At 47.8% G+C, this 26933-nt stretch carries 15 protein-coding genes; 9 read left to right on the plus strand and 6 right to left on the minus strand.

What is annotated here, in order from left to right:
- The first annotated feature begins 13 nt into the window (after positions 1-13).
- The 7 genes from BUB37_RS05200 (at position 14) to BUB37_RS05230 (ending at position 11586) form a co-directional block, all read left to right on the plus strand.
- Positions 14-1378 (plus strand): sulfatase family protein, encoded by a 1365-nt coding sequence (locus BUB37_RS05200; protein WP_212635253.1) that lies wholly within the window; start codon positions 14-16, stop codon positions 1376-1378.
- An 81-nt stretch (positions 1379-1459) separates the two neighbouring features.
- Entirely contained in the window at positions 1460-2242 is a 783-nt protein-coding gene (locus BUB37_RS05205; protein ID WP_072989521.1) for an SGNH/GDSL hydrolase family protein, read from the plus strand.
- A 4-nt stretch (positions 2243-2246) separates the two neighbouring features.
- Complete coding sequence (locus BUB37_RS05210; RefSeq protein WP_072989523.1) at positions 2247-4106, plus strand: beta-N-acetylhexosaminidase; 1860 nt, start codon at positions 2247-2249, stop codon at positions 4104-4106.
- A 5-nt stretch (positions 4107-4111) separates the two neighbouring features.
- The gene (locus BUB37_RS05215) at positions 4112-5581 is read left to right on the plus strand and encodes a sulfatase family protein (RefSeq protein ID WP_094766560.1); all 1470 of its coding nucleotides are present in this window, start codon (positions 4112-4114) and stop codon (positions 5579-5581) included.
- A 14-nt stretch (positions 5582-5595) separates the two neighbouring features.
- A complete protein-coding gene (locus BUB37_RS05220) occupies positions 5596-7905 on the plus strand; it encodes a GH92 family glycosyl hydrolase (RefSeq protein ID WP_094766537.1) in 2310 nt (769 codons plus the stop codon).
- Positions 7906-7932: 27 nt separating this feature from the next.
- On the plus strand, positions 7933-9240 hold the full coding sequence (locus BUB37_RS05225) for an alpha-L-fucosidase (protein ID WP_244526733.1): 1308 nt from the start codon (positions 7933-7935) through the stop codon (positions 9238-9240).
- Between the two features lie 39 nt (positions 9241-9279).
- Positions 9280-11586 (plus strand): family 20 glycosylhydrolase, encoded by a 2307-nt coding sequence (locus tag BUB37_RS05230; protein WP_072989551.1) that lies wholly within the window; start codon positions 9280-9282, stop codon positions 11584-11586.
- Between the two features lie 192 nt (positions 11587-11778).
- Here BUB37_RS05230 and BUB37_RS05235 read toward each other — a convergent pair whose 3' ends face one another.
- The 5 genes from BUB37_RS05235 to BUB37_RS05255 all read right to left on the minus strand — a co-directional run bounded on the left by BUB37_RS05235 (position 11779) and on the right by BUB37_RS05255 (position 22851).
- Positions 11779-12891, minus strand: coding sequence for a family 16 glycosylhydrolase (locus BUB37_RS05235; RefSeq protein WP_244526735.1), 1113 nt, complete (start codon positions 12889-12891; stop codon positions 11779-11781).
- A 98-nt stretch (positions 12892-12989) separates the two neighbouring features.
- Positions 12990-15158, minus strand: a complete 2169-nt coding sequence (locus tag BUB37_RS05240) for a hypothetical protein (protein WP_072989558.1) — start codon at positions 15156-15158, stop codon at positions 12990-12992.
- 29 nt (positions 15159-15187) lie between these two features.
- The gene (locus tag BUB37_RS05245) at positions 15188-16804 is read right to left on the minus strand and encodes a RagB/SusD family nutrient uptake outer membrane protein (protein ID WP_072989561.1); all 1617 of its coding nucleotides are present in this window, start codon (positions 16802-16804) and stop codon (positions 15188-15190) included.
- Between the two features lie 9 nt (positions 16805-16813).
- Positions 16814-19783 (minus strand): SusC/RagA family TonB-linked outer membrane protein, encoded by a 2970-nt coding sequence (locus BUB37_RS05250; protein ID WP_072989564.1) that lies wholly within the window; start codon positions 19781-19783, stop codon positions 16814-16816.
- A gap of 272 nt (positions 19784-20055) precedes the next feature.
- Complete coding sequence (locus tag BUB37_RS05255) at positions 20056-22851, minus strand: helix-turn-helix and ligand-binding sensor domain-containing protein (protein WP_072989567.1); 2796 nt, start codon at positions 22849-22851, stop codon at positions 20056-20058.
- Positions 22852-23547: 696 nt separating this feature from the next.
- Between BUB37_RS05255 and BUB37_RS21995 the strand changes: the two genes are divergently transcribed.
- On the plus strand, positions 23548-23790 hold the full coding sequence (locus BUB37_RS21995) for a helix-turn-helix domain-containing protein (RefSeq protein ID WP_244526739.1): 243 nt from the start codon (positions 23548-23550) through the stop codon (positions 23788-23790).
- A 342-nt stretch (positions 23791-24132) separates the two neighbouring features.
- Positions 24133-25983: a sigma 54-interacting transcriptional regulator gene (locus tag BUB37_RS21305; protein WP_094766538.1), complete on the plus strand. Its 1851-nt coding sequence runs from the start codon at positions 24133-24135 to the stop codon at positions 25981-25983.
- Between the two features lie 524 nt (positions 25984-26507).
- Here BUB37_RS21305 and BUB37_RS05275 read toward each other — a convergent pair.
- The coding region (locus tag BUB37_RS05275; RefSeq protein WP_139278068.1) for a DDE-type integrase/transposase/recombinase at positions 26508-26933 on the minus strand (426 nt) is incomplete at its 5' end.

Consider the following 26933-nt stretch of genomic DNA (forward strand, 5'->3'; position numbering starts at 1 on the left):
GTGGAAAGGGAATATGAAAAGATTAATTCTATGTGTAGTGATGTTGGGTGCAATACTGCCCCCCCTTTACGGACAAAAAGGGAGTAGGCCCAATATAGTGATCGTCTTTACCGATGATCAGGGCTATCAAGACGTGGGGGTCTTCGGCTCTTCCCTGATCAAAACCCCGAACTTGGACACAATGGCGGGCAACGGTATAAAATTCACCGATTTTTACTCCGCCTCCCCCGTATGTTCGCCTTCGAGGGCAGCCTTGCTGACCGGGGCCTACCCACCCAGGGTCGGGGTGCCCAAGGTACTGTGGCCCAATTTGGAAGGAGGATTGTCGAACCAGGAAATGACCATAGCCGATATGCTAAAGGCCAAGGGCTATGCTACGGCCTGTATAGGAAAATGGCACCTGGGCGACGAGGCCCAATACCTGCCCACCCAACAGGGCTTCGACGAATATTACGGCATTCCGTTCAGCAACGATATGTCCGTTAATCCAAGCGCCAAGGTTTCGGGCGATATTGTTTTTCGAGAGGGAATGACCCTTGACAGTCTACGGGAGAAAAAATGGAGGGGAGGAAAGGTGCCCCTGTTTCGACAAGATGAGATCATCGAATATCCGGTAGACCAAAAAACCTTGACACAACGGTATACTAAGGAAGCGCTTGGCTTTATTAAAGAGAACAAAGAAAAGCCCTTCTTCCTATATGTGGCCCAGACCATGCCCCATATTCCCTTGTATGCCTCCGAGGCCTTTAAGGGTAAAAGCGAACGCGGACTGTACGGTGACGTGATCGAGGAATTGGATTGGAGCGTGGGCCAAATACTCGAAACTTTGGACAAGCTCGGTCTTGCCGAGAACACCTTGGTCGTTTTTGCCTCCGATAATGGTCCGTGGGATTTAAAAAACGGCCACGGTGGTAGCGCCCTTCCCCTACGGGGACACAAGTTCAGTACCTACGAAGGTGGAATGCGCGTGCCCATGATCGCCCAATGGAAGGGAACCATACCGGCGGGCGCGGTTTGTAGCGAGGTGGCCTCTACAATAGATCTGTTCCCGACCATAGCATTCTTAACCGGCGGCGACCTGCCCGAAGAGATTATCGACGGCAAGAATATCTGGCCCCTATTGGCGGGGAAGAAGAAAAGCTCTCCCCATAAAAGAAAAGGGTTTTACTATTTCTTTGAGGAGACGGCTGAAGCGGTCCGGCAAGGAGACTGGAAGTTGAGAAGAAGGGAGGGAAAGATAGAGCTCTATAATTTGGCCGATGATATTTCAGAAGCCCATAATGTGGCCGCTTCCCATCCGAAATTGGTTAAAAGGATGGCTAAAATGTTGGACGATTTCGAGGCGGAGTTGAAGGCGGACAACAAGAGGTACCAATAGCACGGGACCTGATTTTTGATATAGACCGGATGAATCAATTGGGCCGACAAGGGGTCGGCCGATCAAAATAGTGGTGATTTAATGAAGCGATCGGAATTTTTGAGAAAGGCGGGTGTCGGCAGTATAGGACTGGCATTGTTGCCACAGCTATATTCTTGCGCAACGAACAGGAACAGGGCGCAAAAGGCATGGGAGGGCATACGGATGCAGGAAGGACCGGTCTTCTCCTATATCCACCCGAAAAAGGGCCTGCCGAATGTTCTGTTGTACGGCGATTCCATTTCCATAGGGTATACCAACACGGTAAGGGAAGAGTTAAAGGGAAAGGCCTCGGTCTTCCGGATTTTCAATAACGGGCAATCCAGTCATGAGTTCATTCCAAAGATGGATAAACTTGAGCGGACGATGTTCGAACCCTATCTAAAGGGAGGTTGGGATTTTGAATGGGACCTTATTCACTTCAACGTGGGGCTTCATGATCTAAAGTACATGAAAGGGGGCGAACTCGATAAAGAAAACGGTACTGTCGTTTCGGATGTGGCGACCTACAAGGAAAACCTGCATGGCATATGCCAATTCCTACAGCGCAAATTTCCCAATACCCGATTGGTTTTTGCCACCACCACCCCGGTTCCTAAAAATGCCAAGGGACGTTTTGCCGGGGATGCCAAAAAGTACAATGCCGCCGCCCTGGAAGTACTAAAAAACTATCCTTCCATAGTGATCAACGATTTGTACGGTTTTACACTTCCCAACCATGCCCGATGGATGGTCAAGCCCGGTAACGTGCATTACAATGCGCTGGGCAAGGCGGAGCAGGGAAGGAAGGTTGCCCAAGTAATTTTGGAACAATTAAATAGGTGATCAAATGTTCAGATATCTAAGTTGTATTCTGTTTTTTTTATTGTTGGTAGGGCCCAATACCCAGGTTAGGGCCCAAAAATATCATTTTGTACCACAACCGGAATCGGTTTCTTTTTCCGAGGGCCATTTTGTGTTGGATAAAAACACCAAGGTGGTGGTGCCCAAAAAGCTTCAAGGGATGTTGATTCCTTACCTAGCGGAAAAATTTAAGTCCGACTTGGATCTTGACCTTACGTTTTCGTACCGAAGGCCCGATTCCCAGGAAAAGTATATCGAGTTCAAGCTCGACAAAAGGGCATCGGTAAAGGAAGAAGGATACCACCTGGTGGTCGAACCTGGGGGCATTTCGATATCGGCCAAGGATTACGGGGGACTTTTTAATGGGTTTCAAACCTTAAGACAAACCTTTCCTTTGGAAAAAACGGGAACGGTGCAGATTTCGGCCATGGTGGTAAAAGACAATCCCCGGTTTGGTTGGCGCGGAATTATGTTGGACGTTTCCCGACATTTTCAGCCCAAGGAATTTGTGATGAAACAGATAGACGTGCTTTCGTCTTATAAGGTGAACAAGTTCCATTGGCATTTGACCGATGACCAAGGCTGGCGCATCGAAATAAAAAAGTATCCAAACCTTACCAAAAAAGGAGCTTGGCGCGCAGATAGAACGGGGGTGGCCTGGTGGCAGCGCGAACAGGCTACGGCCGAAGAGCCCAAAACGGTAGGCGGCTTTTATACCCAAGAAGATATTAAGCAAGTGGTTGCCTATGCCCAGGTGCGCAACGTTGAGGTTATACCCGAGATCGATGTACCCGGCCATAGTAAGGCCCTTGTGGCCTCATACCCCCACTTGTTCTGCTACGACGAGCCCGAGGCCCATTTCGAAGTGGCCACCGGGGGCAAGGCGCCCGACAATGCCGTTTGCGCCGGAAAAGAGTCGACCTATAGTTTCTTGGGCGATGTAATCGAAGAAATAGCGGCCCTGTTTCCTTCAAAATACATCCATATAGGCGGTGACGAATGCAACAAGACCAATTGGAAAAAATGTCCGTATTGCCAAAAAGCAAAGGCGGACAATGGCCTAGAAAATGAGGAAGAACTACAAAGCTATTTCATCCAGAAAGTACACAAGTTGGTAAAGGCCCAAAATAAAACCATGATCGGGTGGGATGAGATCTTAAGTGGAAACGGTGCGCCGGGAGCTACTATCATGGCATGGAGAAGAGGAAAGTATACCCCACAGATTACGGCACCACAAAACGGCTATCCGACCATTATGACCTCCTACAAGTACATGTACATCAGTCAGGTCCAAGGTCCGTCCATTTCAGAACCGGAAGGCCCGAAAGTGGTCTTGCCGCTCTCGAAGGTATATGGCCACGATCCAGTTCCGCAAGAACTTACCGAGGAGGAGAAAAAGCTGGTCTTGGGCAACCAGGCCAGTTTATGGGGCGAATTTACCCCGACCCCGGAACACTGCGAGTACATGCTTTACCCGCGGGCCCTGGCCAGTGCCGAGGTTTCTTGGAGCCTGCCCGAAAACAAAGACTGGATAAGGTTTCAAAGGGCCTTGGAAGACTATCACTTTCCATTGTTGGAGAGGAAAAAGGTGAATGCATCGAAAAGTTTGTTCAGCGTATACCCCTCGTACGCCATTGACGAACTGCATGGCCAGGCCATTGTATACCTGCAGGCCGAGGCCCAAGGCTACGACATCTATTATACCTTGAACGGCGAAGACCCTAGCACCGAAAGCATAAAGTATGTCAAGGAGTTTAAGACCGCCCCCAAAACGCTTTTGAAAGCGGGACTTTTTAATAAGGAGGGCAAGCTTTTGGGGAAGATTGTTGAACTAAGATTAAAGTGATTAAAATGAAGTTGATTGCGCGAACACTACTTTTTTGTTTGATCGGTCTCCAATGTATGTGGGGACAAGAGCACCCGAATATCGTCTATATTATCTGCGATGACCTGGGCTATGGCGACGTGGCTGCCCTAAATCCGGAAAGGGGAAAGATCCCGACCCCGGAAATCGATGCCTTGGCCCGCGAGGGTATAACCTTTACCGATGCCCATTCGGGCTCATCGGTCTGTACCCCGTCGCGGTACAGTATTCTAACGGGCAGGTACGCTTGGCGCTCAAGGTTACAGGAAGGGGTGTTGCGCGGGGGTGATGAATTTGACCCGCTGATTGCCGAGAACCGGTTGACCGTGCCCAAAATGCTGAAAAAAGTAGGCTATACCACGGCCGCCATGGGCAAATGGCACCTTGGGTTCAGGTACCTTAACGATGAAGGGAAGGAGTTCGACCTTTACGAGGGGAAAAAATTACTGGACATCCCCATAGGCTCAACGGTTCCCGATGGGCCGATTACCCGGGGCTTCGATTCGTATATCGGCTTCCATCATTCCGCGGCGATGAAAAACGTAATCAAGGACGATAAGGTCATCGACCATATGCCGCCGATACGAATGCTCCAATTTTTGGGCGACCATGCCACGGCCTATATCAAGGAGCAATCGACCCAAAAGAAGCCTTTCTTTCTGTATTTGGCCCTGAATTCGCCCCACAGTCCCGTAGTGCCATCGGAAGCATGGCAGGGTAAGAGTGGCATGGGCAGCTACGCCGATTTTGTAATGGAGACCGATTTTGTGGTGGGCCGGGTACTCAAGGCATTAAAGGAGAACGGACTGGACGAAAATACCTTGGTCTTTTTTACCAGCGATAACGGATGTTCCTTTCCGGTGGCCAAGGGGCACAAGTTGGAAAAGGAATTCGGCCATTATCCAAGTGCCCATTTTAGGGGGGCGAAATCCGATATTTGGGAAGGGGGCCACAGAATTCCGTTTATCGTCAGCTGGCCCGGTATCATCGAAGCCGGTGCCAAGAGCGACGAACTGGTCTCTCTGGCCAGCCTAATGGCTACCTGTGCCGAACTGACCGGGGCGCCGATGGGCGATGAAGACGGCGAAGATTCCATTAGCATCCTTCCCCTATTAAAAAATGCCAAGGCCAAGAGCGACCATAAGATGCTTGTGCACCATTCCATAAACGGCAAGTTTTCGATACGAAAGGGAAAGTGGAAACTGGAACTGACCCCCGGATCGGGGGGATGGAGCGCACCGACGGATGGCAAGGCCAGGGATATGGGACTCCCCAAGGGGCAATTGTACAATATGAAGAAAGATCCCGAGGAGCGCCTTAATCTGTACACGAAACATCCGAAGGTGGTCAAAAGGCTTACCGCCGAGTTGAGGGAAATTGTGGAAAATGGAAGAACAACTCCCGGCAAAAAATTGGGGAACGACGTCCCCGTGGATATATTCAAGGAAGGAAGATAACCGAGACCTACGATATGCGAAGACCATTTCAAAACAGAGTGAAGGGCCTTTGGGTCTGTTGCGTCTTACTGGTGTTTTCGGTAGGCAGCGCACAGGGCCAAAAAGACCCTGTTGATTATATCGATCCCAGCATTGGTACGGTTACCTATGGAAAAAAGTCAAAAGACGCCCATGGGTTCGGGAAGACCTTTCCGGGGGCGGCAACGCCTTTCGGGTTGGTACAATTGAGTCCCGATACCTTTACCGGAGGTGACAATGGTTCGGGTTATTCGTATGAGCATCCGACTATCGAGGGATTTAGCTTTACCCATATGAGCGGGGTGGGCTGGTTCGGCGACCTGGGCAATTTCTTGGTGACACCTACCGTAGGGCCATTGTACAAAAATCGGGGTGTTCCCGATAAACCGGAGGAAGGCTATCGCTCCCGATATTCGCACGATACCGAAATCACCGAAGCCGGTTATTATGCGGTAACGCTCGACGATTACGACATACGGGCCGAACTTACCGCCGCACAGCGGGCCGGAATCATTCGTTTTACCTTTCCTAAAAACAAAAAATCGAGAATACAGATCGATTTGGCCCGAAGGGTCGGCGGTACGTCGACGGAGCAATATATCGAAGTGGTAGACGACCATACCATTGCCGGTTGGATGAAATGCCCCCCGGAAGGTGGGGGATGGGGGGCAGGCGATGGCAATGCCGATTACGTGGTTTATTTCTATTGTCAGTTCAGTAAGCCATTGAAAAACTATGGAATGTGGAGTGCCGACTTGCCCGATGTGCCCCGAAAAATGAGGTTTATTCGACAGAAGGACTACCAAAATGCGATCAGGGAGGCCCCAGTGGTCGAAAAGGCGGACAAAATGCAGGGTGCCCATTTGGGGTTTTATACCGAGTTTGAAACGCAAGCGGATGAAGTGGTCTTGGTCAAAAGTGGGATTTCCTTTGTCGACCTCGCCGGGGCCAAGGCCAATCTCGAACACGATATCGACCATTGGGATTTTGACCGGGTAAAAAAACGGGCAAGAACCCTTTGGAGCCAGGCCATAAACAAAATAGAGGTTCAAGGGGGCACCGAAGAGGAAAAAACCATTTTCTACACCGCGTTGTACCATACCATGATCGACCCCAGAACCTTTTCCGATGTTAATGGCAATTATATCGGGGCCGATAAAAAGGTGCATCAAACGAAGGACTTTACCTATCGTACGATTTTTAGTGGTTGGGATGTGTTTAGGTCCCAATTTCCGCTTCAAACCATTATAAATCCCGAACTGGTCAACGATGAGGTCAATTCCCTGCTACAAATGGCCGAGTTGAGCGGAAGGGGCTACCTGCCCAGATGGGAACTTTTAAACGCTTATTCGGGTTGTATGTTGGGCAATCCTGCCGTGTCGGTCATCGTAGACGCCTATCAAAAAGGAATTCGAAACTACGATGTTGAAAAGGCCTTTGCCTACTCCAAAAACACGGTCGAGCATACGGGCAACGGTAGCTTGGGCTATTCGCACAATAATATATCGAAGACCTTGGAATATGCCTATACCGATTGGGCCTTGGGCACTTTCGCCGAAAGCCTCGGCAAGGACAAGGAGGCCAAGACCTATTTGAAAAAAGGGCAGAACTACCGGAATATCTGGAACGACGAGGTCAACTGGTTCCGGGCCAAGGACAGTACGGGGCATTGGTTGGACTGGAAAGGGAAAACCGTGCACGGACAAGGCTGCATCGAAAGCAACCCCTTTCAACAAGGCTGGTTCGTGCCCCACGATATCGATGGACTAAAAGAGTTGATGGGCGGTGCGGAAGCTTTTAGAAAAGAACTCGTCTCCTTTTTTGAAAACACGCCCAAGGATTTCCTGTGGAACGATTACTACAACCATCCCAATGAACCGGTACACCACGTTCCCTTTATGTTCAATGTGGCCGGGCTTCCCCATTTGACCCAAAAATGGACCCGTAAAATTTGTAGCGAAGCCTACGGTACGGGTCCGTACGGACTCTGTGGCAACGAAGACGTGGGGCAAATGTCGGCCTGGTACACCCTGGCGGCCATGGGCATTCACCCTATTTGTCCGGGTGACAACACCTATCAGATTACGAGTCCGGTATTCAGTGAAATTACGGTGCGTCTCGACCAAAACTATTATTCGGGCAAACAGTTTAAAATACAGGCCAAGAACAATTCGAAAGAGAATATCTACATACAGCAGATCAGGCTCAACGGAAAAAAGATAAACCGCTTCTGGCTTTCCCACGAAGAAATTACCAACGGGGGAATCTTGGAGCTTCTAATGGGTCCCGACCCGAAACATCTATAACAAAAACACAAAAATCGAATAAGAAAAATGATGATGAAAAAAAATGTATTGTTTCTGCTATTGGTATTGATGGGCTATACCCTAACGGCCCAACAAGAGTACGATTACCCCATGCCCGAGTACACGCCTACCGAAGGGAATTTGGAGGCTCGAAAGGCGTTTCAGGACATGAAATTCGGTATGTTCATCCATTGGGGCATTTACAGTGTTTTGGGCGATGGCGAATGGGTGATGTTCACCCAGAAGATACCCTACGATACGTACGGGCGACTGGCCAAATTCTTCGATCCCGAGGATTTTGATGCCAAGGAATGGGTGAAAATAGCCAAGGCTGCCGGTATGAAATACATAACCATTACTTCTAGGCACCACGATGGCTTCAGTATGTTCGACAGCAAGGCTACCGATTATGATATTATCGATGCTACAAGGTTCGGCAGGGACCCCTTAAAGGAATTGGCCGAGGCCTGTAAGGAAGAGGGCATCCAATTAAACTTCTATTATTCGCTTTTGGATTGGGGCCGCGATGATTATAAAAAAGGAAAAAAAGGCGACAAGGAAGCGTGGAACCAATATGTGGAGTTTATGAAGGCCCAGCTTACCGAACTGCTTACCAATTACGGGGAGATAGGGGTCATTTGGTTCGATGGGCATTGGGACCAAAAAAAGGCCGATTGGAAGTATGACGAAATCTACTCCCTGATCCACAAATTGAGTCCCTCTACCTTAATCGCGAACAACCACCATATTCAGCCCATATTGGGCGAAGACATCCAAACCTTTGAGCGCGATCTGCCCGGGGAGAACAAAGGGGGGTATAGCGCCGGGGTAAAGGTAAGTCGCTTGCCCCTCGAGTCTTGTGCGACCATGGCCAAATCGTGGGGCTTCAATTTAAAGGACAAAAATTTTAAGTCTACCCGGCAACTGGTCCATTTTTTGGTAAAGGCGGCCGGTAAAAACGGTAACCTGCTGCTGAACGTGGGACCCATGCCAAACGGCGAGATCCAGCCCGAGTTTGTCTCTACCCTAAAGGAAATGGGGGAGTGGACCGCTAAATACGGTGAGGCCATTTACGGAACAAGGGGCGGGGTCATCAAGCCCCAAAATTGGGGTACGGTTACCAGAAAAGATAAGACCTTGTATGTGCATGTACTGAACCCTCCCGCCGAGCCCTACATCTTTATACCTGAACTTGGCGAAAAGGTAAAGTCCGTCACTTCTTTCGATGGTGGGGAAAGGATCAAGTTCAAGCAGGTGAAAGAGGGGGTCTTTCTTTACCCCTCATCATTGGACGATGAAAGTATAGATACGATTTTTAGGATGGAAATACGGTAATAAAAGTAAAACATCACGCAGTAACTGGAAGAAAAACAAATGAAGAGGAAAACATTGTTCTTGGCCATGGCCGTTATGGCCGTACTATCGGCATGTACATCGCCGAATCCGTCATTTGGGAAGGAAGATATTTCACTGGTACCCAAACCGCTACATTTCGAACTGGGCGAAGCTTCCTTTAGGTTTACCGAGGCGACCAAGTTGGTGGTACGGGAAGAGAGCCAAAAGAAGGCCGCCAACTATTTAAACGGACTGTTTTCGGCCGCTGCCGGATTTTCTTTGGAAACTTCGGCGGCCGATAGCGACAATACCGTTGTCTTTAACACGGTGGCCGGCTTGAAAAAGGGGGCGTACACCCTTAATGTGAACCCGGACAAGATAAGCATCGAAGCCTCTGATGAAGGTGGTTTTTTTTATGCGGTGCAAACCCTTAGACAATTGCTTCCGGTCGAAATAGAGTCGGCCGACAAGGTAGAGGCCGAATGGTTGGTGCCCAGTGTTTCGATAAACGACGAGCCTCGCTTTAGGTGGAGGGGCATGCACATGGATTTTAGCCGCCATTTCTTTAAAATGGATGAGGTAAAGGCCTTTTTGGATTATATGGCCCTGTATAAGATGAATACCTACCACATGCACCTTACCGACGACCAAGGGTGGCGTATGGAGATAAAGAAGTACCCCCTGTTGACCCAAAAGGGCGCCTGGCGCATACCGAACAATCAAGACACCGTTTGTATAAACCGTGCCGTGGACAACGAATTGTACGAAATCGATCCATCGAATTATAAGGAAATCGACGGAAAACGGAAATACGGGGGCTTTTATACCCAGGACGAAATCAGGGAAATCATTGCCTATGCCGATGAGCGCAACATTACGGTCATTCCCGAAATCGATATGCCCGGTCATTTTAAATCGGCCATAGACAACTATCCCTATTTATCGTGCAACGAAGATTCGGGATGGGATACCGTTTTCACCTATCCGGCCTGTTTGGGCAAGGAAACGACCTATGGGTTTATGAAGGATATCTTGTCCGAGGTCGCCGAAATCTTTCCTTCGGAATACATCCATATCGGTGGTGACGAGGTGAACATCAGGTCTTGGGAAAAATGTCCGCATTGTCAAAAGGCCATAAAGGAAAACGGTTTGGCCGACGAACATGAACTGCAGTCGTATTTTAATAGGGACATAGAGCGGTTCTTAAAATCGAAGGGAAAAAAGCTATTGGGTTGGGATGAAATCGTCGAAGGAGGACTGACGAAGGATGCCACGGTAATGTGGTGGAGGGGCTGGAGACCCGAGGCGCCCAAAAAAGCAGTGGAAAACGGCAATGAGTTGGTAATCACCACCACCGATGCGTACTATTTCGATTACCTGAACGAGGGAAACCCCTTGGAGAAAATTTACAACTACGAGCCGGTTCCCAAGGGTTTTACTGACCAGGAGGCCGGTAAGGTTCTGGGAATACAGGCGAATTTGTGGTCGGAATGGATACCGAATTTTAAGAGGTTGCAGTACCAAGCCTTCCCTAGAATGTTGGCCGTGGCGGAAAATGCCTGGGCCTCGAATGAAGACAAAAACTTTGACGCCTTTAATGCAAGGGTACGAAGGCAATACGACAGGTTGGATGTATTGGGCGTGCACTATTATATTCCCGCGGTCGAAGGTCTCGATAGGGAAATACTCATGGTCGATAGTGCCTCGGTACAATTAAACCTTGCCTATCCTTTGGACGGTGTCGATGTTTATTATTCGTTGGATGGAAGCCTACCGACGCGAAGTTCGATCAAATACACAGGTCCCTTTACGGTAAAGGACACGGTAAAAATTATGGCGAGGGCCTATAAAGGCGAAATTTTCAACGACCTGAAATCAACACGGGTCGTTCGAACCGAATACCGGGAAGCTTCGCAAACGATCCCTCAAAGCAGGGGGCTGAAGCGGTATGTTGTTGCAGGAAAATTCAAGGATGTCGAAAACCTGGTCCCGGGCGCCAATGCAAAATGGCAAAAGGTAGATAGTGTGGATCTGGCCGAATTTAAAGGCAAAGCGAACTTCAATATGGTTTTTGAGGGCTATTTTAATGCGGAGGAAGATGGCGTTTACGAATTTGAGACCCGTTCTGACGGGGGAGACCTTTTGTATATCGATGGTCAATTGGTTGTCGATAATGGTGGTTGGCATGGTCCGAGAAAACGCTATGGAAAGGTGGCCTTAAGGAAAGGATGGCACCCTGTTCGGATCAAATACCGACCTAGCGACCAGCCTAGGGTCATCAAGGTTTGGTACGGGGTTCAGGGTGCCGAACTGTTGCCCTTGGACAGTGGTGTGACCGGTTTTTAGCGTTTTGGCCTTTATGTCGATGACCTGAATTTGATGGGTGAACGGGCCCACGTATTGGATTGGTGCTTGCTGTGGATTACTTTCCAAACCCTTGTGGAAGAGGCGAGGGAGGTGTCGACTACCCAGGGACCATAACCTTTAAAAACCTCCTGTCCGATATATCAATCGGACAGGAGAAAATACATCGGAGAATTATTGATAGACCCTTACGTAATCTATTTCGAAGGTGGCTTCTGTAAAATCTTCGGCCACCTCGCCCCCCAAATTACCGCCCATGGCCAGGTTCAATAAGAGATAGTGGTCGTGGTTATAGGGTTTGTTGTCCGAATTGGCCAGTTCGTAAACCAGTTTGTCGTCGACAAAGACTTTCATGGAGGCTTCGTCCCATTCGAGGCTATATACGTGAAATGAATCGGTAGAATTGGCCACGGCAATGGTATCGCCCGAATTTTGGTACTCGCCTGTGTTGAGGTCGCCCCAGTGAAAATGGGCAATGGTATGGTCCTTGTCCCATCCGTTTTGCTCCATAATGTCAATTTCGCCGCAGGCGGGCCATCCTGCATTGCCGTATTGGTCGCCAAAATAATTGCCGATTTCGTTGGAGTTGGCTCCCAAGGTCCAGATGGCCGGCCATGTGCCCTGTTGGGCCGGTAGCTTGGCCCGCACTTCGACCTTGCCGTACTTGAAGGCGAATTTGGAGTTCAGCCGGGCCGAGGTATAGGCCTTGGTCGAGTTGTCCGTCGTATACTCCTCTTTTAGGGCCTTGATCTTTAAGGTGCCTTCGTCGACAAAGGAATTTACGCTACGGTCGGTGTAATGTTGCAGCTCATTGTTGTGCCAGCTACCGTTGTTGGGGGGAATTACCTGATGGTGCCATTTTTCGGGATCGGGGCGGCCCTCGTAGTCGAACTCGTCGGAAAACACCAAGGTGTCGAAGGGCTCGTCCGATCGGTATACATTTACCTCGATCGTTTTGTTGATGAATTCGCCCGTGGCGGAATAGGCCCAGGCAACGATGGTGTACGAATGGGTACCTTCGGTGGTGAAGGTATGGGAGGCCGTACCGTCCGTACTTTCCTCCAGGTCGCCGTTGTCAAAACGAAACGCATACCTTACGGCATTACTGGCCGATGCCGAAACCTCTACCAGGCCCGAACCGTCACCGTTGGGATTATTGTCGTCCGCACCTGCGACCATAACGTTTAGGCTAAGGTCTTCGGGGCGGCTTCCCCCTTCGGAATCGGTTGAACTGCAAGACAGTACAAGGGCAAGGGTTATAAGCGATATATTAATGTAGTTTATCATAATCGTTCTGTGAAATTTGGTCCTGCATTTCGTTTTCATAAGAGGTTTTGTTTAGTACCTTTTCGTAGGTCCGACAGCACGTTGCCCGTGGCCGTATTTTATTTGTGAAAATATACATTGTCGATATACACGGTGGCCGATCCGGCGGGTTGTGCCGCATAGATGATCTGGGCGATATGGGCCTGGGTGCTGAGGCCCGTAAAATCGGATAGGGGCAGGTCGAGCGATACCCAGGTTCCTTGTTCGGGGTTGGAGATCGTAATCTCGTGTTCTACGTCATCGCCCCCGTCGTAGGCACCATCGGCGCCAAAGTCTACGAGTTTGATCCGCACTTCGGTGGCATCGGCCGTCCATACGTCCGTATGAAAATGGGTCATTCCACTGGCATCGATCGGGTTGCCCACGGTTTCTACCCCCACATAGTTCAGGTCACTGTACTTTTTGGTTGCGTTGCCATCGACGTCGATTTCCTCAAGGTTGGCCACGGACCAGGTTGTCTTCCATGTGTCTACGGGGACATCGGTGTAAGGGGCGCTAAAAAGGGAAATCACGTCGGCACCGGGAACACTTGGATCCGGGGCCGCCACCGATGGTTCTGTGGCAGGCGGATCGTAAAAATAGATGTTGTCCAAATATACCGTGCCATCCCCATCAAACTTCAACTGAATGATATCGCTGAGGTCTACAACACTTGAAAAATGGCTGAGGGGAATATCGACACTGTTCCATTGCCCGGTCACGATTTCAAAGGCATAGGCGGTTTCCGATGGGCCGGAGCTGATCAGGTAGCCGTTCAGTTGGCTCGAATCGGCCGTCCAGTAGTCGATATGCAGCATGGTCATGGCCGAGGCATCTATGGGTGCGGCGAATTGCGTACCCTGATAGTTCAGGTTTTCGTACTTTAAGACGGCATTACCGGCGATATCCATTTCGGAAACCTCGGTAGCCTGTCCCCAGTCGGGATCAAAATTGGTGTCCGCCACGTTGGTATAGGAATCGCTGAAGATAGGGATGGTATTGGCTTCCGGTATACTCGGTTCCGGTGCGGGTCCTATGGGCTGATCGGACACCCCGTCGATATTATAAAAAAATACATTGTCTATAAATACCGTATTTTGTTTGGAGGGGGCACCTACGAAGATCAACTGTGCGATGTGTTCCTTGGTGGCCAATCCTGTAAAGTCGGAAAGGGGAATATCGAAGCCAACCCATTCTTCCTGGGCAAAACCTTCAAAACTAAGTTCGTGTTCCACATCGTCACCTCCGCCGAAGGCTCCGTCGGCACCGAAATCGACCAGTTTTATATGGAATCCCTCGGCATCGGCCGTCCAGATGTCCACATGAAAATGGGTCATTGCGGAAGCATCGATAGGGGAGGACGTGGTTTCTATGCCTACAAAGTTCAGTTCACTGTATTTCTTTACGGGATTGTCCGCTATGCTTACCTCTTCAAGTGTGGCATCCGACCAGTCGGTACGCCAGGTATCGACCAATACGTCGGTATAGGCATCACTGAAAAGGGAAATCACCTCGGTCTCGGCTACTGTCGGGGCGGACGGGGCCGTGCTCGGTTCCCCGCTTTCGCCGGGTTCTTCGATCTCGCCTCCCTCGGCCATCACGATATCGTCGAAATAGTGGGTGGTTGGGGCGGCCTTGTCTCCCGAGAAATCAAAGAAAAGCACCATTCGGTCGTATGTGTCGGAATCGCTGGGAGAAAAGGTAAAGGCCAGTTCTTCCCAAGCATTGGCCACGGTCGTCTTTGACTGTACCTCCTTGTTGATCGAACCATCGGAACTGTCTTCGAGTTTGACAAGGACGGCGAGGTCGGCCGCGGGGGCGTACACCTTCATTTTTATGGTCTGAAATTCGGAGAAATCGATTTTATCCGCCAGGTCAAAAAACAGTCCCGCCCAAGTTTCTACCCCTTCGCTTTGGATGTATTCGGCTACCCTCTCTGAGGTGTTGATGCCCGAGGCATCGGGGTTCTCTACAAATTCAAGGCTGATCGATCCATCCTTTTCTCCAAAAAAGGATACTTCGGGGCCCTCGCACTCGAAATCCAATCCCTTGGAGATATCGGGCAATGCGATTTTAAAAGTGCAGTCTTCGGTTACGGGTTCGGGCTCAGGCGCCACATAGGCCGAAGGCGGTGGGGTGTCGTCCTCCGTTTCGCAGGAAAGGTTTACGGCCGATAGCGTCCATAGTAAAAGGAGCGACCAAAGAAAAGGGGTGCGTGGGGCGCTTACGTTCGTTCGGTATTTTTTCATAATTCAATGTTTTAATTAGGTTATGCCCATTAGTTGTACCCTTCGTTCTGCGGGTAATTCGGGCCTAGCAAATCCATTTGTTCCTGTGGGATCGGCCAGTTTTGCATGTATTCGCGTAAAATGGTTTTGGGGTTGCCCTCGGGGTACGATTCGTTCATGTTGTCGTTGTTCATATGGTCGAGCAGAAACTCGTACAATTTTCCCGTTCTTTTGAGCGTATACCAGCGTTGGCCCTCGAAGCCGAGTTCGCGTGCCCTTTCGTCAAGTACCGTTTGCAGGTCGATGGAACTGACGGGGGCGGCGTTCGCCCTTGCCCTTACCGTATTTAGGTGCTCAAGGGCCTTGGCATTGTTGCCCAACATCATTTGGGCCTCGGCGGCAATAAGATAGGTTTCGGCCAACCTGTACACCATTATGTTCTTGTAGTGGTTTCTATCGGTGGGCTCGACGTTTTCGTCAAAGAATTTTAAGACTCCCGGGTTCTGTCGTCTGTAATACAGCATAAATTCGTTCTGGTCGGTATCGCTGTTTTCGTACAGGTCGAGGGGGTCGCCCAGTACCTTGCCTTCGGGGAGCGTACTTTCATCGTTGTAGGCATAGGAAAAGATGTAATAGGTATTATCTTTTCTATCGTCGTTGGGATCTTCATTAAGCAGGTCGATCATATAGTTGTTCAAGGAGATAAAGCCGGCACCTGAGCCTCCGTTTTCTACCGAATGTACCAATCCGGGGGCATCGGCATACGACGATACCATGTTCCAGTTCATAATGTGCGGACCGCCGCCGCCTATGGTTTCTTTTTCAAAGTTGATGGCGAACAGGGTTTCACCGTGGTCGAGTTCCCCGGCAAAAACGTCCTTGGTGGTGGGGGCCAGGCTATAGCTGCCGCTGTTCAATACGGCTTCCGTTTGGTCCACGGCCTCGCTCCAATCGTTCTCCCACATGGCTACCTTGGCCCTAAGGTGCCTTGCGGCACCTTGGTTCCATCTTCCGAATTGCTCGGTGGTATAATCGAGGTTTTCGATCGCGAAATCAAGGTCCGACCTGAGCAGGGCGAATATGTCATCGACCGATGATTTGTCCTGGGGAACCTCAAAGGCGTTTTCGGGGGTAGTGGGCTCGGTAGTGATATAGATGTTGTTAAATAGGCGGTAGAGCGTAAAATATGCCTGGGCCCTCATGCATTTGGCCTCGGCCAAAATTTGGTTTTTGAGTTCGCTGTCGATATTGTCCAATTCTTCGGCCCCTTTGATAATGGCATTGGCCCTGTCGACGATCTTGTAGTTGCGTACCCAATAGGCACTGATGCCCGCCGTGGTTCCGTAATCGCCTAGGCTGGCCCCCCACAAGAGCCTACTGTAAAGGGATACCTCACCGGTTATACCGACGCCGAGGTCGCTTTTGGCCTGAAGGATAAGGGGGATGGTCCCGTTCAGGCTGAGGTCTTGGTAGATTTCCCGATTGAGCGTGTACAGACCCACTACGGCCGATTCGAGGCCTTCGGGGGTGGAATAAAGGAAGTCGACCGAGGTGTCGGACAATAATTTATCTTCCAATAGATCATCGTCGCATGAGCTGACCAGGGCCAGGGTCATGACCAATGTAAAAAGTCTTTTTAAGAATGTATACCTATCTCTATTTTTCATAACCGTGTTTTAAAATCCTAGTTTGACGCCAAGTGTAATGTTTCTGGTTTCGGGGAATGCCGTGCCCGATCCGCTGAGCGGGTTCTGTTCCGGACTGTATGACCTAAAATCGGTAAACGTCAGCAAGTTGGTTCCGGTCAAGTATATTTTCGCCCTTTGCAGCCCGGTTTTTGAAAATAGCTCCTTTGGAAACGTATAGCCCAAGGTCAAGGTTCTCAGCCTTACGTAAGAGGCGTCCCTTACCGCAAAGGAATACAGGTGCAGGTGGGTGTCGGGTTTGGGCCTTGGGTATTCGGTCGAAGGATATTCGGGAGTATAATATTTGGCCCGAATACCGTTGATCGAACCTTTCCACAATTCGCCGTTGGCCAAGACGGTGTTCAGCTTTGTCGCTCCCTGTACAATATAGAGATCGGCAAAAAGGTCGAAATTCCTGTAGGTTATCGTGTTGGTGATCGATCCGTACCAATCGGGATCGGTATTCGTAAAGACGTTGTCCCTATTGTCGATCTGGCCATTGCCGTCTTGGTCTACGACCCTAACGTCACCGGGCTGGGCCAATGGGTCGCCCGAGCCCGCGATATCGTCGCCTTCTTGATAGATTCCGTCGTATTTCGGCAGCCAGATATTATTGATCGATTGGCCCACCGATAGGCGCCTACCGTAGGTGTCGGTAATGTCGATGGGGTCGCCATTTTCGTCCAATTCGCCGGTTAGCGAGAGAATTTCGTTTTTGTTGGTCGAAAAAACCGTTCCGAGCGACCAGTGAAAGTCTTCTTTTCTGATGATGTTGGTCGTCAAGGAAGCCTCAAGCCCCCGGTTTTCCAATTCACCTACGTTAAAGCGAATAACATTGTATCCTGTTGTCCCCGCAATGGACCTGTCGAGCAATAGGTCGGTGGTATTGGCCTTGTACAACTCCAAGGTGCCTTCGAAAAGATTGTTGAAGAGCCTAAAGTCCACACCTGCGTTCAAGGTCGTCGTGGTCTCCCATTTTAGGTCGGGATTGGGCAGGCGAGAAGAGGCCGTGGCACCGGCAACGGTCTGGTCGCCGAATACGTAGGGCAGGTCGTCGGCCACGCCCAGCGATTCGAGCGAGTTGATGCCTTGGTTGCCCGTGGCCCCGTAGCTGACCCTCAGTTTCATTTCGTTTATGGCCTTGACGTTTTCCATAAAGGGCTCGCTGTGCATTTTCCAGGCCAGGGATACCGCCGGAAAGAAGCCCCATTTGTTGTTCTCTGCAAAGACCGAGGCCCCGTCGGCCCGGGCGGTGGCCTCCAATAGGTAACGGTCTAAATACCCGTACCTTACGCGGCCCAAAAAGGACAATAGTCGCCTTTGTGAAACGCTCCTGTCACTGTTCAGCAAAGTGGTCGCATTGCCGTTGTAACCGAGGGCATCGTTCGTAAAGCCCGATTTGTCGAGTTGCGTATATTCGGTCAGTTGCTCGTCAAAGGCCTGTACGGCTGTAAGGTTTAAGCTGTTCTTATCGTTGATCTGGGGGGTATAGTCGAGGATGTTCTCTATCAACAGTTGTTTAAAGAAGGTGTTCGATATGACGGCAAGGCCATCTACCCCCTCATCTCCCGCCGAATGCTGGGACGAACGATAAATGCCCCTGTTCGTATTTCTGTTCCGCAAGAAACTCTTCAACGTATACGATAGGTTTGGGGTGATGTCGTAGACCAGGCTCAGGTTGATGTCGGTCAGGTTGATTTTCGTTTCATCGGTCGACTCCCTTTGGTCCCATAGTGGGTTGACCGCCGTATCCGACGGGCCCAAATAATTTTTCACCAAGTTTCCTTCTTCGTCGAAGGGTTTGGCCAAGGGGGTTATCGTAGTAAAGTTAAGGTCGCCGGTTTCTTGGTCCTGTTTGGCGTTCTGATAGTTGAAAATACCCTTCAGGGTCAATTTCTCGGTAAGTTTCTGGTCGATGTTGAGCTTAAAGGTGCCGCGGTCGTATCCCGAATTGGGAATGATTCCTTCCTGTGAGAAATAGTTAAGGCTCGAAAAGACCTTGGTGGTTTCGGATCCCGCCGAATAGCTTAGCGAATGGCTTTGGATTACCGCGTCTTGCAAGATCAGGTCTTCCCAATCGACGAAATCTTGGTTCTCAATGGCTTCGAGTTCAAAAGGGGTGAAAATGTTCTCGTCGTTCAGGTATTCGCCCGTAAACCGGTTTCGGTTGGCTTCCCTTTTGAGGTCTATGTACTGTTGCCCGTCGTACTGGTTGAAGTTTTTGGTCAGGGTCTGAATGGTGGTGTAACCATGATAGTCGATCGATGATTTTCCCGATTTACCGGTTTTTGTCGTAACAAGGATGACACCGTTGGATGCTCGGGAACCATAAATGGCGGTGGCCGAGGCGTCTTTTAGAATTTCTATGTTGGCGATATCGTCGGGCGATACGTCGTTTAGGCTGTCAAAGGGCAGGCCGTCTACGATAACCAAGGGCGAATTGCCGTTGGGAGCGACCGAAACATTGCCGCGGATAACGATTTCCGATTGCCCCCCGGGCCGGGCATCGGATAGGTTTACCTGAACCCCGGCGGCCCTTCCCCTGAGCATTTCCGATACGTTTGTGGTAGGTACCGAGGTGGCTTCTTCCACTTCAACACTGGTCACCGACCCGATTACATTGCTTTTCTTTTGCGTGCCGTAACCTACTACGATAACCTCCTCCAAGGCCTGTGCGTCTTCGCTCAGGCTTACATCGAGCGTAGTGTTCCCGCCTACGGGAATTTCCTTGGTCAGGTAACCGATGTAACTGAATACCAAAATGTCGTCTGCGGAAACATTGGCGATACGGTACTCCCCATCAAAGTCCGTTACGACCCCATTGCTTGTTCCCTTTACAACGATATTGACACCGGGCAAGGGACCGGTAGCATCCGATACGGTACCACTGATCGTTCGGTCTTGTGAATAACAAACGGTCGTACAAAACAGTACTATAAAGTTAAATAGGACAAATCTCATTTTTGAGTGTTTTGGTTTATACCCAAAAATAGATGGATTAACTTATGGTTAACAAGTGTACCTCCTCTATAAAAAACCTACATTGATAAAATTTAGGGTCTTAAATTGATGTTTGTTGAAAAATACACTATAAAATATAGGGATTAGGTAAATTTTGTTATACGGTGAAAACAAGGATTTCCGGTTTTTGGGAGGGCTAAAGAAAGGGAATGTAGAGTTGATGTAGGGGTATTTTTCGACTATGTAGAGGGTGTGTCTTGAGCGACGGGGTGCTAAAAGTTCAAAATATAGTCGATAAGATTTTCCTCGTGGGGCAAGTTGAACTTTTTCCGTAAGCGGTAGCGCTTCATTTCAACACTTTTGGTAGAGATGTTCAGCAAGGGGGCAATTTCCTTTGAAGTAAGGTTGAGCCTTAAATAGGCGCAGAGGCGCAAATCGTTATTGGTGAGGCTGTCGTGTTTGCTTTTTATTCGTTTTAAAAAGTCTTTGTCGGCATTGTTGAAGGCGTCCTCGAAAAATTTCCAATCATCTTCACTGTTGATGTTTTGGTCGATTTTATGGATTACGTTCTTTATGGTCTTATCGGGTTGTGAAACCTTGCTCAATTCTTTTTTTAGGGCATAGAGAAACTTGTTTTTCTTTAGGATGCTCATGGTCGAAATGGCCAGTTCCCTGTTTTTGTTTTCGATCTCGTTCTGTAGTTTTTCGTTGATGATTTGGGCAATTTTGTCCTTTTCCTCCAGTTTTTGTAGTTCCAGTTCCTTTTTGTTTTGCTTGATAATCGAATCTTGTTTTTTTCTGTAATAACGCCTGTAGAGTCTGTGAATCCCCAAAAATAGAAGAACCAAAATAAGGGTGTAGAGTAAGAGGGCTAAATTGGAGGCGTACCATGGCCTGTTGATCGTAAAACGGTACGAGGCATTGTTTTCGCTGGGGGTTTGGCCAATTTGTGCCCTGACCGTAAACTCATAACTACCAAAGGGCAGGTTGTTGTAGACAGCTTCCGGTTTTTCCGTCCACTCGCTCCATTGGTCGTATAGGCCCTTAAGCTTGTATTGAAATTGTACGTCGGTATATTTGTCGAATTCAGGTACGCCGAAGGTGAACTTTAGGTTGTTATGGGTAAAATCGAAATCCCCGGCCGTGGTCAGGTCGTTTTGCGTCGAAATAGCGTTGTATCGGCCGCTTGTCACCGAGTTGATGCTTACCTTGTTTTTTAAGATATTGACCTTTTTCAGGTCGAGGGTGATGTATCCGTTGGAACTTCCTATCAGGTACTTGTCCGTACCTATGGGCGAGATATTCTCAAAACCCGATACGCCAAGATTCCTTCTTATCGTTCCTGATATGGGAATGCTGGTCAGGCCCATTTTGCCGGTGAGGGTATTTCGGCTTACATAGTTGATGGCCGTATCGGAAAAGTACCATAATTTTTGACCCAAGGTATCGGGAGTGATGATGCTTGTTGGATTTTGGGTGCCATTGTAGATCAGGGTCGTAAGTGTGCTGTCGCGATAAATGTGCTTTAGGGTGTTTTTGAGTTGGTAGACGGCATTGTGCGTTTTATAGTATATGGCATCGTTAAACCGAAAGATATTGGCCCCATGTCCCTTTCTGGGTGTGCGCTCTACTTTTTTTACCCGGCTTAAGGTCTTGTCTAGCTCGAGTTGGTACAGGCCTTTTTGTTCATGGTTCACTATGACGGTAAGGGAGTCGATCTCGAAAAAGCGGCTCGAGGTGTTGAATCCCTCAATGGTGTTGCGCAAAGCCCAGCTACCGTTTTTTCTTTCCAAGACGCTTAGGCCGTTGTAGTTGCCTTGCAATAAAAAACGGTCGTGGGAGCCTATGGTTCGAATGTCCCAGGTACCGGGAAAATCGGAGATGGATTTTGCCGTGTTGCCAACAACCTCGAAAGTCCCGTTGTTGTGGCCACAGAAAACCGTGTCGCCTATACATTGAAGGCTCCATACCTGCCCTTCTGTGCCGCTTATAAGCTTAAAAGGGTCGTCACTATCCGTTTTTCTCGCAAACAGGCCTTGGTTGGTACCTAGGTATAGGTAGCCGTCGTGTGCCAAGGCAGCATATACCAGCCCCAAATTACCCAGTTGGTCTATGTATTCGTTGATGGGCGAATGCAGGTTGACGACACTGATACCGTTGTCGAGGCCCAGCCAAAGGTTGCCATCGAGGTCTTCGAATATTGAAAGTACGGTGTTGTTGTTCAGTCCCCTGGCCTGGTTTACGTTTTGAATGAGGTTGCCGGAAGGGGACAGGTGGTAGAAACCGGTTCCGATACTCCCCAGTACAAAGCTTGAATCTTTCAATTGCCGGCTTTCGTACAATTTTATGTTCGATCCGTCCATTTCGGTAGGCCAGGGCGATAACCGGTCAAAGTCGTACAGGTAAAAACGGCCCTTATCGTTGATAACCATAAGCTCACCCCCGTGGTCGTAGATGCCGACAAGCGTATTGGAGACAAATTCCGGGGCATCGCTTACCATAACCGGTTGCCCGGCCTCGATGGTAAACAATCCCTTTTTTGCGATCTGAAAGTAAACCTGGTTGTTGACGACGCTCAGTTTGGCTTTTTGGGTCTCGGCTTCAATAACCTTAATACCGTTCTCTTCCAAATCGTAGATGTATATGCGGTCGAGGGATTGGAACAAGATGGAGCCATCCAGGGCCAAAATTTCCCAAAATTCCTCGTCTTCTGCCATGGGCATGGTCAGTTGGTCGGACAGGGAGGTGTAGCTCAACCGGCCGGTATTCTCTTTTTCCCAATAGCCGAATTGCTTGTAAGAGCCCGTGTAAATTCTATCGCCCACTACTTTGACCGACCTTATGATCGACGGCTCGGGCAATTGGTACTTTTGCCAGGTAGAACCATCAAATTCAAGGAGGCTCATGTGGTTTGCTACAAAGAGGGCCTTCGACGGGGCTTGCGAGATGTCCCAATTTTGATACTCGCCGGCATACTCCCTAGGGGGGTAGTTCTTAATGGGCGGCAGCTCTTGGCAAAATGCTCCCAGCCCTATGCAAAGCGTGAAGTAAAGGATATACTGCTTCAAACCGATGGGATAAATTAAAATTTTTGGTAAGGGTAATTTAAGATAATAATAATTGCCTAGTAAGTTAGGGCAATTTATATTTTTTTGGGCGTAGGGGTATTGTATTGCGCAAGCGTATGTTTTTGGGCGGAGGTAAATAGTGCGCCCACCCCAGAATCAAAAAACCCCTAAACTAATCTAGTTAAAGGGGTTTAAGTACTCGAGACGGGACTTGAACCCGTACGGCCATAATGGCCATTGGATTTTATACCTGCCAAACATGCCAAGGATTTTGCAAAACTATCATTATACCTCTAGGACAAAGATTACTTGTTGAGCAGCAAGACTCAAATCATTAGAGCGCTTGACGAAGACATCCATGAGAAAAATGGGAAAGATGGGTTTAGTTATAGTTCTTTGATCCGGATCCCCAGTGATGAACACCATCTTTTCCCTGATAAGGAGATTAGAAGAGGCGTAAGATCTACACTTAAGATAGACGATTGATTGCACTACTTTCCTTTGGTTTGAGCATTATTTGCTGCCAAATAGTTAGATATCGGCTCGTACTATGCACTAACCTGAAAGGTGCAAACCCATTTACCCAAATTATCCCCAATTTAGTTAACGAGCATTATGCTCAGGTTTAAATACAATAAAGATGGGAAATGTACTTTTTACACGCATACGAAAGAAGATCCGAAAAGAACCGTTAAAATGGTCTTGGAAGAATTACGCAAAACGGAATTTATAAACGAGACTTCGATACATCCTATAGATGATCGATTGAGCCAACAAGAGGCTACCAAGTTTTTAGGTATTTCTGTTACTTCATTGATTAGTTGGAAGAAAAAGAAAATTGTTCCTTACTACCAAATAGGGCGAGCCATTTTTTTCTCAAAAAAAGAGCTGCTTAATCTCGCGAGAAAGAATGCCTTTATTCGGAAGTCTCGATATTGACTTTTTCTCTGCAATTTGGTGTCCCATAAAAGGTAAATTCACGAGACTACTAAAAGAGATTACGCTTGGGACCTTCTGAAAAAAGGTCCTGCGCTCTGGAAAAATCGTCTTTTAGATCGGCCGTTTTATGATACCTAAATTTAGTACAAAAACAATGCAGAAATAATTTTTAAGCTCTAATTAATTTCAAATAGAACTTCACAAGCCTTTTCCCTTTAAAATGGAGCATAAAGTACAGTTTGTCTTAGTTGTAATTCGGAGCTTATTATTAATTTTTTGTTTTATTGAAACTAGATTTCAAATCATTATATTTATTCCATCGGAGGAAATCATAACCAACCAATGGACAAAACCGAACTGCAACAGATTACGAAATTTCTTTCTCAAGTTTCTTTTTTTTCGGAAGTCTCCGATATATCGCTTAAACATCTTTGCCAGAATTTAAATTCAGAGACATTTTACAAAGGGGACACCATATTTGAAAAAGATGACGCTGGGAATGCCATGTATGTAATTCTCAATGGCAAAGTAAAAATTCACGAAAATATGCACACTTATGGCTTTATAGGCAAAGGGGAATGTTTTGGAGAATATGCCTTGATAGATAGTCAGCCAAGATCTGCATCAGTTACTGCGGAAGAAGAAACTTCGGTATTAAAAATTGAGCGTCCATATTTTATTGATTTGATGACGAAAGACAGTGGTTTTGCTCAGGGAATCTTATCGGTAATGATCAAAAGACATCGCGAATTGGATAGTACTCAAGAGCAGTTGGCGAATTCCAAAAAACAATTGGAACAGGCGAATGGTAAAATGAGCGGACTCATCAACGGAGCGATGGATGCCATTATTATGTTCGATTCAAAGTTCAGGATTATTGTGACGAACCCTTCTGCAGATGCATTATTGGAAAATGACGATGCCTTGCAACGCAATGTTCTTTTCTTCTTTGATGAAGCTAGTGCCGAACTAATTGAATCTATTGTAAAAAATGAAAAGGAAGATAATGTAGACGCTCTCAATAATTATCTGCCCAGTGTTGTCAAGGTAATCGGTTCTGATGAAAAGGAAACCTTGAACGAAGGTACCATCAGTAGATATGGAGAAGGCGAAGATACCTTTTACACTTTGATTCTTAGGAATATTGAAGAACGTCTGGCGGCTCAAGATACCATAAGTCTTTTGACCAATCAGACCGAATATTTGGCCGATGAAATCAAAGAATTGACAAGCAATTACGGTATCATCGCCCAAGATGACACGATGATAGGGGTTTTGAACCTCGTAGAACAGGTAGCCAAAACCGATGCCACTGTCTTAATCAATGGCGAAACCGGTACAGGTAAAGAATTGGTGGCCAGAGCTATTCATCAGGCAAGCACTAGAAATGACAAACCGCTAATAAGAATAAACTGTGGAGCGATTCCTGCGAACTTGATTGAGAGCGAATTATTTGGTCATGAAAAGGGCGCTTTTACCGGTGCCACTGCAAGCAGAAAAGGACGATTTCTTTTAGCGGATAAGGGAACTATCTTTTTGGATGAAATAGGGGAGATGCCTTTGGATCTGCAACCGAAATTGCTTCGGATTATCCAAGAAGGTGAATTTGACCCGGTAGGAAGTTCGGAAACTGTAAAAGTAGATGTACGAATTATTGCTGCTACACACCGAGATTTATTGACCTATTCAAAAGAAGGAAAGTTTCGCGAAGATTTGTACTACCGTTTGAACGTCTTTCCAATCGTGGTGCCGCCATTAAGGGAACGGGGAGATGATATTCATTTGATCGCCCAAGAAATCATCAACCAATTTTCCGCAAAGCTGAATAAAAAAATGAATCCGCTTGGTGAGGGTGACAAGGCATTATTATCTCGCTATCAATGGCCGGGAAATGTTCGCGAACTTCAAAACATCATCGAACGTGCAGTAATTATTGCGCAAAATGGTAACATCTCGTGGGACACTTTGATTCCTAAATCTTCAGTGGATGGTCCGATACATGCTGATTCAAAAGCAGAAAAAATTTACTCCTCCGAAGAAATGACCAAGCTTGAAAGAGAGAATATTTTAAGGGCTTTAAAGAAAACCCGTTGGAAAATTTCAGGTAAGAACGGAGCAGCTGCCATCCTTAAATTAAAACCAACCACCCTTACCTCCAAAATGAAGGCGCTGAACATCGTTCGCCCGATTTAACTTCACGAATTTTCGTAAACGCGAATTACGAAATATCATGACATAACGATATTTCGTTACTTTTCTTATATATAAAAATCAATATAAATACTTGTAAATCAATTATTTATATAGTTTGGCACGGCTAGTGCATTCTTTTGGTCAACGAAATAGTTTAACCAATAAAATTGAAATAAAATGAAAAATTCTAAAAGTAATCAGGAGACGATTAACAAAATTTCAACACGATTGAACTATCAATTGTCCTACGCAAGTAGTCCGAAAGGAGCTGTTTGGAATAGCATAAGAAGGTATAGATAGTACTTTCGAATTTGATTCGGCTTGTTGAAGCGGAACTTTGATTAAATCATGGTTCCGCTTTTTTGATGCCTCTTTTTGAAAGTATGAAGTGTATGATTTCGTTTCGCTCTAGAACGGACTTTTTATGTTTAGTCAGTTTTGCTTTAACAAAACAACGAAGAAAGCAAATCTTAAGTGTTCATTGCCCAATTAGTAGGACAGGTTTTCTACAAATCCAGGTTAATTTATGCTGCTTTTTTAAATATGTCCATTGGTCTATCATAATCGATTGATCCATGTCTTCTTTCCTTGTTGTAAAATTCAAAGTATTCCGCCAATAGCAGGAACAGGTCGAGTCCGTCACTTGGTGGGTTCAGGTATATCTTCTCGTACTTCACGCTTCTCCATAAGCGCTCTATAAAGGCATTATCCGTCGCCCTTCCCTTACCGTCCATGGAAAGTTTGATCTCTTTGCCCAATACGGTACTTGAGAATTCATCGGAGGTGAACTGGCTCCCTTGGTCCGTGTTTATTATTTCAGGTTTTCCATGCTGTACAATGGCCTCTTCCAAGGTCTTGGCGCACCATTCGGCCTCCATGGAGTTGGAAACGCTCCAATGGACCACTAACCTACTGTGCAGGTCGATAATGGCCATCAGGTACATATACCC

Source organism: Pseudozobellia thermophila, from assembly GCF_900141855.1.
GTDB lineage: Bacteria > Bacteroidota > Bacteroidia > Flavobacteriales > Flavobacteriaceae > Pseudozobellia > Pseudozobellia thermophila.